Source organism: Xenorhabdus sp. IM139775, from assembly GCF_028598745.1.
GTDB lineage: Bacteria > Pseudomonadota > Gammaproteobacteria > Enterobacterales > Enterobacteriaceae > Xenorhabdus.
In genome coordinates, this window is sequence record NZ_JAQRFK010000090.1 from 1 (window position 1) to 9,857 (window position 9,857).

Annotated in this window: 9 protein-coding genes and 3 pseudogenes; all 12 read right to left on the reverse strand. The window is 45.3% G+C overall.

Features of this window, described 5'->3' with window-relative positions:
• Positions 1-94, reverse strand: a pseudogene (locus PSI17_RS17345) (IS630 transposase-related protein); the annotation flags it as partial.
• A 45-nt stretch (positions 95-139) separates the two neighbouring features.
• Positions 140-526: a hypothetical protein gene (locus tag PSI17_RS14775; RefSeq protein WP_273552702.1), complete on the reverse strand. Its 387-nt coding sequence runs from the start codon at positions 524-526 to the stop codon at positions 140-142.
• Positions 489-1,856 (reverse strand): site-specific integrase, encoded by a 1,368-nt coding sequence (locus tag PSI17_RS14780; RefSeq protein ID WP_273552703.1) that lies wholly within the window; start codon positions 1,854-1,856, stop codon positions 489-491. Before PSI17_RS14780 ends, PSI17_RS14775 begins: the two co-directional genes overlap by 38 nt.
• Positions 1,857-2,211: 355 nt before the next feature.
• Positions 2,212-3,171: a hypothetical protein gene (locus PSI17_RS14785; RefSeq protein WP_273552704.1), complete on the reverse strand. Its 960-nt coding sequence runs from the start codon at positions 3,169-3,171 to the stop codon at positions 2,212-2,214.
• Positions 3,172-3,697: 526 nt separating this feature from the next.
• Positions 3,698-5,053 (reverse strand): glutathione-disulfide reductase, encoded by a 1,356-nt coding sequence (gorA, locus tag PSI17_RS14790; protein WP_273552705.1) that lies wholly within the window; start codon positions 5,051-5,053, stop codon positions 3,698-3,700.
• Positions 5,054-5,233: 180 nt separating this feature from the next.
• Positions 5,234-6,076, reverse strand: coding sequence for a 23S rRNA (adenine(2030)-N(6))-methyltransferase RlmJ (locus PSI17_RS14795; RefSeq protein WP_273552706.1), 843 nt, complete (start codon positions 6,074-6,076; stop codon positions 5,234-5,236).
• A 467-nt stretch (positions 6,077-6,543) separates the two neighbouring features.
• The gene (locus tag PSI17_RS14800; protein WP_273552710.1) at positions 6,544-6,807 is read right to left on the reverse strand and encodes a helix-turn-helix domain-containing protein; all 264 of its coding nucleotides are present in this window, start codon (positions 6,805-6,807) and stop codon (positions 6,544-6,546) included.
• 279 nt (positions 6,808-7,086) lie between these two features.
• Positions 7,087-8,435, reverse strand: a pseudogene (locus tag PSI17_RS14805) (terminase large subunit).
• Positions 8,432-8,785 carry a phage terminase small subunit P27 family gene (locus PSI17_RS14810; protein ID WP_273552707.1) on the reverse strand — a complete coding sequence of 118 codons (354 nt, stop codon included), beginning with the start codon at positions 8,783-8,785 and terminating at the stop codon, positions 8,432-8,434. The pseudogene PSI17_RS14805 and the gene PSI17_RS14810 overlap by 4 nt, the downstream one beginning before the upstream one ends.
• Before the next feature lie 173 nt (positions 8,786-8,958).
• Complete coding sequence (locus PSI17_RS14815; RefSeq protein ID WP_273552708.1) at positions 8,959-9,393, reverse strand: HNH endonuclease; 435 nt, start codon at positions 9,391-9,393, stop codon at positions 8,959-8,961.
• Positions 9,393-9,689: a head-tail connector protein gene (locus PSI17_RS14820; RefSeq protein WP_273552709.1), complete on the reverse strand. Its 297-nt coding sequence runs from the start codon at positions 9,687-9,689 to the stop codon at positions 9,393-9,395. Before PSI17_RS14820 ends, PSI17_RS14815 begins: the two co-directional genes overlap by 1 nt.
• Positions 9,686-9,857: pseudogene (locus tag PSI17_RS14825) on the reverse strand (phage portal protein); the annotation flags it as partial. The pseudogene PSI17_RS14825 and the gene PSI17_RS14820, both read right to left, overlap by 4 nt.

Genomic DNA, 9,857 nt, shown 5'->3' on the forward strand with positions numbered 1-9,857 from the left:
CGATCTCAAAGTGGGCACTCGTTTGTTCGAACGTCAACGAATGCTTGTCTTTGTATGCCAAAACTCTTTTTCGGAAATCGAGACTGTAACCCATTTCAACTCTGCCTTGTCATTGGAATTTGGGTATTATGACACAGTATTATGATTCTGCTATATCCTTTATTTCTCCTCGTCGCTGACGGATGGAGTTATATTCTAACTCTTTGACATATGCCATTTCCGATAGCGGCGAAAGTGGTGGCGTTTGTGAATCACAAAATGCAAAGTGCCTTCTCGCGGCTAGAAATATGTTGCCTTTAGTCGCTGGTGATGCATCTTCTTTGCCTGTAATGGCGATGAACATTCTCTGTGCTATATCATCACGGTCTAATAGCTGAACATTTCCCTGCTTTATTTCATGTGTTTTAGGAACCCCACGATACCTGAATCGATTAAAGTCTAAGAGTGTATGTGCGTTTGCCCCGTTTCGTATGGGAATACAAAGATGTTCAACCCAGGGGGCTATTAATTTCAACGTCTTGCTCATTAGCTTCCTCTAATGCTTGGTGCATAATGCTGTCTAGTACAGATATCTTCTCTTTTAACGCTTCTTTTCTTTTGAGGTACTGCAAGTACTTCCATGTCGTGGATTCATTCTTATGTCCCATCCACCCCATCAGTAAGCTCAGTGCATTCGCAGGCTCAATACCTGCTTCAAGTAGGCTATGTAGTCGGTAGGTTGCATAACTACATCTAAGATCATGAAACTTATGCTCAAATCGTATTCCTGACTTAATTATTGAGCGGCGAACTTCTCCAAAGCGAGAGCCTATTGTGTTTGGGTCGTATGGATTACCTTGTTGGCTAATAAATAATGGTTCGTATCGCTGGGCTGTGGTCAGGGCGTCGAGTTTTTCCTTTGAGAGATGAACAGAGTGGGATTTTTTTATGTCATTGATGCCTTTGTGTAACTCAATTCTGCTAAGAAGTTTGTCAAGTCGGCACATTCGTCGCTCACTAATGGCATAAGTTTTCAAATCTGATAAAAGGCGGCTTGTTATCTCAATAGTTCGAGTTTTATTGTATTTTGTAGGTACACCATTACTTGGTCCTATTGTTAGCTCGAAATGAGTTATAGAACCTGAGCGTTGAACCGATTGTTCTAGTGCGGCCAAAGTCAATCCTGACGCTTCTTGGATACGTAAGCCGGATTGAGCTGCGAGCAAACAGATCAGCCTAAATTCGCAAGGCACATTACGTAAATGTAGAGCTAAATGAGTGAGTGCAATTTGAGTTAAGGGCTTTAGCCCCCGAATATTCTTACTGGTTGCATCCCTCGGCGTTCTGATGCGCAAGTCTGTAGTTTGGACCAGAAATTTAGGCATCATATGAGCCAGCATGTCGCTTCTCTGTATTCTTACAAATTCGATTTCGAAGGGTTTGTGTTTCTCGTTGATGTGGTAATAACGTTCATGTGCTGCCCATAAATAAAACTGGACGACATGTGTCATATACGTGTTGGCAGTTGAGTATGCGAGCTCACCAGCTTTAACACTCTTGAGAAGTTTGTCATTTCTATATCGATATGTAGGCTTTAAACCTTTTGCTAATGGGAAGACATCCCAGATTAAATTTTCTGATTCTAGAAAATTCCAATAATGCAAAAGCGCTCTTGCGTAGGAACTTAGATTTTCAAGTCGTTTGTTCGCTTTAAGATGAATGAACCAGTGGTTTACTGGTGCGACATATCCCCAGTTTTGGTCATAAATAGTAGGCAATGACCCTAGATTTCGGCCATTCAGAAACTCTATAGGGTCCGTTTCAGTGATGATTTCACCACCTATATGAACGTCGTCTGATTTGATCAAGTAAGCCACGGGATGAACTTTGTAATAACTGTTGGTTCATCCAGTATCTGCTACTGCTATCAAGATCCTAAGGCCTGTAATGTACCAATTTGGGCAGTTTGAGCGCTTGCTGTGATTAGAGAACGCTGTTAGAACTTTCACATGTGAAAGTTTTTTGGAATATTAAGGGGTCCACACTGGCCGCAGCCACCCGACCTGAGCCTAGCTACAGCTGAGTACTAAAGTATCATTCTAGCTGTAGCTCAGGTTGGGACATTTTCGAGTTAAAGCATTAACTCTAACTCGTCAGTTTCGAATAAAAATTTCTATGGATTAACGCCAAAATTAAGCCGCGCTGCGAAGCTGCGTCGGTTTGAATGAATTGTTAGGCCTTTGGAGCAGATTGCAAGTCAGTGACTATTTCCAATACGCCCCCATTGAATCCGACCACATCCTCAGGCGAGATGTACAATTTCAATTCATCCATGAGCTCATTCATGTTTGAGTTCCAGTGAAGCTTTATCCTATTTATGAAAAACTCAAACTCTTCATCTCGTGAGTGAAAAATTGCGCTTGGCCCCTCAAGAAATAGCCTTTTAATTGCGCCAAGCGCAATTTTATAATCAGCAACAACAAAATTTGACCTCTCAAAAAAAAGGTTAATTCTATATATCCCATTGAAAAAACCCTCTTCAAAATAAACAACCTTTTGACTTCCATCCACGACACCAATGCCGAATATACAGAAATCTTGCTTTTTCCCCCAATAGCTCTCGGTCCGAAGCTTGTTGCCATATATTCCCTCGACCTCCCCGAACAAGCCAACTTTGATATTTTGTGAATTTGATAAAATCAGGCAAAGATCTGATTGAGCGATCAGGGCATCCACGGTAGCAAATTGACCATTTAAACAACTTGGAAAGACCTCGGAAAACCGTTCCCTAAGCTTCGAAGATAGATTTGAATCGTTGCCTGACACATGAAACGAAAAGTAATCAAGACTCTTGTCAAAGCTAACGTTGTAGGCTCTCTCAATTCTTGAAATCAACTCTTCAACAACATTCCCGCCAAGTTTTTGATTGAAAAAATTTGAGAGAAAATATTGAACACCCCAATTCTCGATGTATCGCTCGATCTGATTGAAGAAATTTAATGGCAAGCAGCCTCGCAAGATCGCCAAAGTATAGACTGGATATAAATCTAGGCGGCGAGGGGAAAACTCTAAATTTTTATGCTGATCTAGGCATTGCAAAATACTAAAAAAATGTGTTGCCCAGTAACTTCTGTAGCTTGGTATCAAGCCCAATGGAACTGGGGTGATGATGCTCTTTTTTGAACTTTCCACTATCGCAACTTCTCAATGGGCTAACATTTTATTCATGCGCATGCGCGTTTACCTCGTTGGACCAGTGAAAATGCACGCGGTTAACTATCTGTATGCAAAGAACTTATCAGCTTTCTGCCAAATACACCATCTGGAAAAACGCGCATGTGCGTTTTACAAACCTATGAACTAAAGATTGTCCACTATAGTCAATTGATTTTATAGAGTTTTACCTATTGAAGATGGAGTTAGTGCGCACTAATTTCGTCTTAAAATCATACAAAAATATCTAAATTTAAATATGACTGTATACCCATACATTGTTAGTCGATTTCTGGTAAGGCCAAACATAGGCAAATAGATAAGAATTTGTATGGCAGCAGGAGTGGAAATTTTCGGTTGAGCTAACGGGCCAAAACTCGTAATGGGGTAATAAACGTGTTAGAAGAGGCTGTGTATCGATGAGTCGATAAATGAAGGCCAGAGAACGAGGCTCCGGCCTATCAGTTTTTCTACAGTAAGAACGTGTGTAGGTGGGTTTTCTACATTAACCCCTCATAGTAACAAACTCTTCCGCCGCCGTCGGATGGATCGCAACTGTATTATCAAAATCCTTCTTCGTTGCGCCCATTTTCAGCGCCACCGCAAAACCTTGCAACATCTCATCCATGCCAAAGCCGATACCGTGGATACCCACTATCTTCTCATTGGCTCCCATGCAGACCAGCTTCATACGACATGGCTGACGGTGTTGCGTCACAGCGGTATACATTGCAGTAAATGACGAGGTATAAACCTTAACCTGATCTTCACCAAACTGAGCCTTTGCCTGTGGCTCCGTCAGACCCACAACGCCAATTGGCGGATGGCTGAATACCACGGTTGGAATATTGGTGTAATCCAGATGCTCTTCAGGTTTGTTATTAAACAGCCGCTCTGACAAACGACGCCCTGCCGCAATCGCAACCGGCGTCAACTCCACCGCCCCCGTGTTATCACCCACCGCATAAACCCCGGTCACATTCGTGTTCTGATATTTATCGACCTGAATATAACCTTTCTCATTCAGTTCAACACCCGTCGCGGCCAGATTCAGATTATCCGTCATCGGTTCACGCCCAATTGCCCAGATCAGCGTATCAACCACCTGCTCCCGACCATCTCGCAACTTAACCGTCAGGCTGCCATCACTGTTTTTAATCACAGCGTGTAATACGGCTTCCGTATGCAGTATCGGCCCTTCGTTTTTGATGACTTCCAATAGGGTTTCCACAATCATAGGGTCGAAAGCGCGCAAGGGTGCATGTTGACGGACAAAGAGATGCGTTTCACTGCCCAGTGCCTTCAAAACTCCGGCGATTTCAACGGCAATATAGCCAGCACCCACCACAGCAACCCGCTTTGGCATTTCATTAAGCTCGAAAAAACCATCTGAATCAATGCCATATTCCGCGCCAGGAATAGCCGGACGTACTGGACGCCCCCCTGTTGCAATCAGGATATGGTCAGCCGTGATTTTTTCACCATTAACCTCAACCGTATGCGCATCAACAAAACGGGCAAATCCTTGAATGACATCCACCTTATTGTTACCCAATACGCGCTCATACGATTGATGGATACGATCAATATAAGCAGTACGGCTGGCAATCAGCTTCTTCCAGTCAAAATGATTGACGGTGGTATCAAAACCATAATCGGGGCCATATTGATGAATAGATTCCGCAACTTGAGCAGCATGCCACATCACTTTCTTTGGTACACAGCCCACATTAACACAGGTTCCACCTAATGCTTTTGCTTCAATCAGGGCACATTTCTGCCCATACATGGCTGCACGGTTAATGGAAGCAATACCACCACTGCCGCCACCAATTGCAATATAATCGTAATGTTTACTCATCTTAGGTCACTTCCGTCTCATCAATTAAGTTACTGCTAAGGTTTAACCTGACGTCTATTATTACAAAAAGTTATCACTGATGCGGGACGATTCTAACTCTTATTACCATAGGCTACAGCTATCGGGTGATAACGCACCCAGAGGTAATGACAGATATTAGACGCTATGCTGAACCCTTGCTTATTCAGGGACAATCCACTCTACTGATGTATGCCCTATCCCTTCAGGAACCAGTACCTGATGCAGCCACGGCAATATTGCTTTCATCTGCTGCTCTAATTTCCACGGAGGATTAATGACGATCATGCCGGATGCTGTCATACCCCGTTGATCGCTGTCAGGCCGCACACCAAGTTCAATTTTTAAAATATTGCGGATACCTGTTGCTTCAAGCTCCTTCACCAAGCGTTTAATCTGTTGACGCAGAACAACGGGATACCACAACGCATAAGTGCCGGTGGCAAAGCGCTTATACCCTTCCTGAATGCCTTGAACGACATTCCGATAATCCGATTTCAACTCATAAGATGGATCGATCAGCACAAAGCCACGACGATATTTTGGCGGCAATTTTGATTTTAACTGCTGGAAACCATCTTCCCGCAAGACACGGGTACGCCTGTCGCGGGAGAATTCCGTACGTAGCAAAGGAAAATCACTGGAATGCAATTCACTCAGATTAAGCTCATCCTGCTCCCGCAATAAGTGACGCGCAATCAGCGGGGAACCCGGGTAATAGCGTAAAGAACCGTGTGGATTCAGCGCTTTCACAGCATCCAAGTACGCCGCCAATTCTTCGGGGATATCATCACGTTGCCAAATACGGGCAATCCCTTCCAGATACTCTCCCGTACGTTCAGCATGTTCCCCACTCAATTGATAACGGCCTGCGCCAGAGTGAGTATCCAGATACAGGAAAGGTTTTTCTTTTACTTTAAGTGATTCAATGATCAGGCTTTGCACGATGTGCTTTAACACATCAGCATGGTTGCCGGCATGGAAACTGTGGCGATAACTTAGCATTAATTTATTTCCTGTTGATTTTTAATAAGTTTTAGTTCTATATAAGGAGGAAAAATCATTTTATTACCCCACATATTACCCCACAATTCATTGCACGAGCACTAAAACACGACAAAGCATAGTAACAAAGTCAGTGCTGTTATAGCATCTTAAAAAGCGTAAATGGAGGCTAAAGAGGACGTGAAGTGTGGGGCAACGGATTACCCCACAAGGATAAATTGAGATGTTTTTGTGGTTCATGGAATTAATCACGGTTCTGAGCCGTGCTCAGATATGTCACAATCAATGACGTGAGGTCACTACGCTTAACGTTATGGGCTATCGAAGGTTGTGACGAATTTCGTCGGGAGTTTTATTGAATGATTGTGATGATAGCTAGCCCATTGTGCCACCTCATCAAAGCCAATAATACAGCGAGTAATTAGACGAGGTGACTATTTCCCTGATGTTTTTCGGTATTAGAATAATTATTTTGCTGACTTATCTCGAACTTTGCGTTCTATAAGGTTACCGTTCATATCAAAATAACGGCTAGGCCAAATTTCAGACGGGTGAATGTTAAGAAAATTAGCAACGATCCATTCCCCTTTAGGCCAAGGACGTGATAACACATTTGCTAATGTAGAAGAACTTAATCCAGCTTCGCGGGAGACTGCGGCAAGCGTTGTACCACGTTTACGTAATGCAGCAATAATATCGGCTTGATGCCAGTCATTTTTAACGTTGTTCATTCCTGCTACCCCTTCCATTAATTGATAAAATTGATGGTGGTGATTCAAACAGGGTTCGCAGTACCGGTAACGTCCAACCGGCGAGACCGAAGCCTCCCCTGCCTGAACCACCATTGAAAAGGTGATAGCAAGCACACTGGTAGAAATTTCCTACCAGTGGGACGTTATATTCAAGGCTGCGAAACCTTACCACTGGATTTTGCCAATGGCGGGGCTACTTTAACGAATTGTTTTATTGGGTTCAATAAGCGAATCAGTAAAACCGCTTAACTTTTTGCGTTATATCCCATTAAACGCCTTAAGGCGCTGCTTCTGTTCATCTGACAAACTGAAAGCAAAGTCCTCATGTTCTATCTGCCACGTACCAAAACTCATCAGGAACGCAATCGCGGGGTCTATCTTGTTCGCAGACTTCTTCTTGTTCGGCTTGATATTGGCGTTTGCGTCGGTTTCCATCACCACATTGGACATTGCCCATGCGAGCACCGGATCGCCGTTGTGACGAATGACCTTGCGGTTAACGAATACTTCGGCAGATTTAGCCACGGGGAAGGTGTAGCAAATGCTGGTGATATCCCCCGTTGAAGACAAATCTAATCCGGCGTAGCACTCCAGCCCCTTAAGATCGTTTTCATCGTAATCACTCAGGCAGGCGTTCCAAGCCCCTTCGCCCATCCACGGGGTTTCGCCCTGACACCAGATATTAAAGCGTTTGGTTAACATCTCTGTCCATTGTGAGGGAATGCCACGCGCTTTCTGGATGGTGTCATGCAGTGATGCACTGTCTACGGAGATATTCAGGTTGGGATTGGCCTTAACCCAAAGTGCTTCATCATCAATCTCGTTCTCGTCGTCCAGTTCGTAGATCAGGGCAAACAGCGATTCATTCTGCTCTTCCCCGTCCAGTATCTGACAGCAATAATCATAATGCTGCTTACAGGCCGATATCACGTTACTGCCCGCCGTAGTGATGGCAAACAGGAGCCCTTCGGGACGGGCGCCCATGCCCAATTCAAGGGCAGAATACACGGCGTTATCGGGGTGCAAGTGGTACTCATCAACAATGGCCAGACTGGGATTGGTGCCCTCAATCGTTGAGGCTTTGGCAGCCAGTGGCTTTAACAGGCTATTGTTCTTCGTGTAGGTCACTTTATGTTGCTGGATGGCTACCCGCTTTTTCAGGGGCTTAGATAACAGGCTCATCTGGCGGGCATCATCAAACACAATACGCGCCTGATCCCGGCTGACGGCAGCGGTGTAAATATCCTGCTGCCCCGGTTCCATCACCAGAAACCAGTTCGCCAGTATTGCGGCCACGGTGGATTTCGCATTTTTGCGCGGCACCTGAATATAAGCACTGCGGTATTTCCTGCGCCCCGTCGCTTTCACTTTGAAGCCGAACAGGTTAGCTGCCACGGCGCTAAGGCAATGGGCTGACCGCGCAAGTGGCCTTTGACGTGCGGACAGAGGCGGGAGAAGCCAATAAAACGCTCGACAACCCCGCTATCAAACGTATAAAGAGGGTTATTCAGGTCGTTATAGTAGCGTTTCACCGCCTGTTTCAGACGGTTGCAGGCCGGAATGGTGCCGTTTTGGATATCAAGGGCGTACTGTTCCCATACGTTCATAAGCGATCTAATTCGTCCTCTGCCTCCGTTTCCACCGGGTTTCTACGCCGTGATACCGGATCAAAGCCCAGCAGGGAGGACATTTTAATCATGATTTTTTCTGCATCAGCCTTGGCTTTTAATGACGGGTTACTGGTCGCCGCGCCGCGTGAACCTTCCACCGCAAACCCGCGCCGTTCAATATCTTCAATGGCCTTACGGTAGATCGCATAATTGACGCAATACAGCTCTAAGTTGTTCCAGTCTGCCGGGCTGAGGTCGTCACGCTCATTTAACAGTTTCGCTTTCGATTTCCATTGATCGGCGGCGATAGCGTTTAAGTAAACAGGGGGTTTAGGTGCCCTTGCCATAATGTTTTGATTCCTATGAAATTACTGCTATCTAAAAAAGTACCGTGCATAAAAATTTGAGGACGGCGATGGTGCCACGGAGGGGGTATTTGTCATTTTTTACTCCCCCACCCCAATCATTTCATGTGAAACCATTTTCTTTGTTATCAATACCTAATCTTGATGTGATGGTTTCATTCTGCCACTAACCAGCCCCGACGCTTTGCCGCTCGTTCTTCCTGTTCCCGATAGTGTCCCTGTTTTCGTTTCTCTTTCGTCGTGGGGTCAGTCGTGACTGTCTTTCGACTATGGCAGCTATTGCATAAGGGCTGGTGATTGAAGTCAGGCCAGAACAGCACATCACTGCCGCCGTCAATGGGGATGATGTGATCCACAATGGTTGCCGGGGCGTAGATACCCAACTTAAGGCAATGAACGCATAACGGGTTAGCTTTCAGGAATTGCAGACGGTATTTATCCCATGCCGGGGTATAGCCGCGCTCACGCCTTGAACCTCGCTTGTTGTCCTGCCTACGCCGGACTTCCCGTCTGTGTTCATCACATCGGCCAGACTTTACCCGCTGTTTGCAGCCGGGATAGGTACAACGTTTCAAAGGTTGCCAAGGCATTAGTAGACTCCGATATCACGATAGACAGACCACAGGGACTTGATGGTAAACGGCACTTCTTTTAATTCCTCTCTGTTGACCATTTCCCGATGTTCATATAACAGGCTGACATACATCAGACAGCCCACCTTGATTGCTGGCGTAAAGGCCAAGCCCTCATCAAAGCGCTTGCCGATATGTTGCTGACAGGCTTCCAAAGCAGCATCGGCATAGACAGCCAAGATTGCATCGTCAAAGTCCCCATCAATACGGCAATGAAGTTTGACTTCATCAAGACTGATTTCTGGCTGGTTCATTCATCCCCCTTACTGGTTGGTGTTTTGATTTCGACGGTTTGCTTCCATGCCTGGCTGAATTCATCACCCCCTTCACGCGGCGATAAGCCCTCCCGTTCACGGGCTTCATTCGGTGACATCACCCCTGACTTAATCGCCGTCTCATAACTCTGGAAGCGTTCCCTTGGG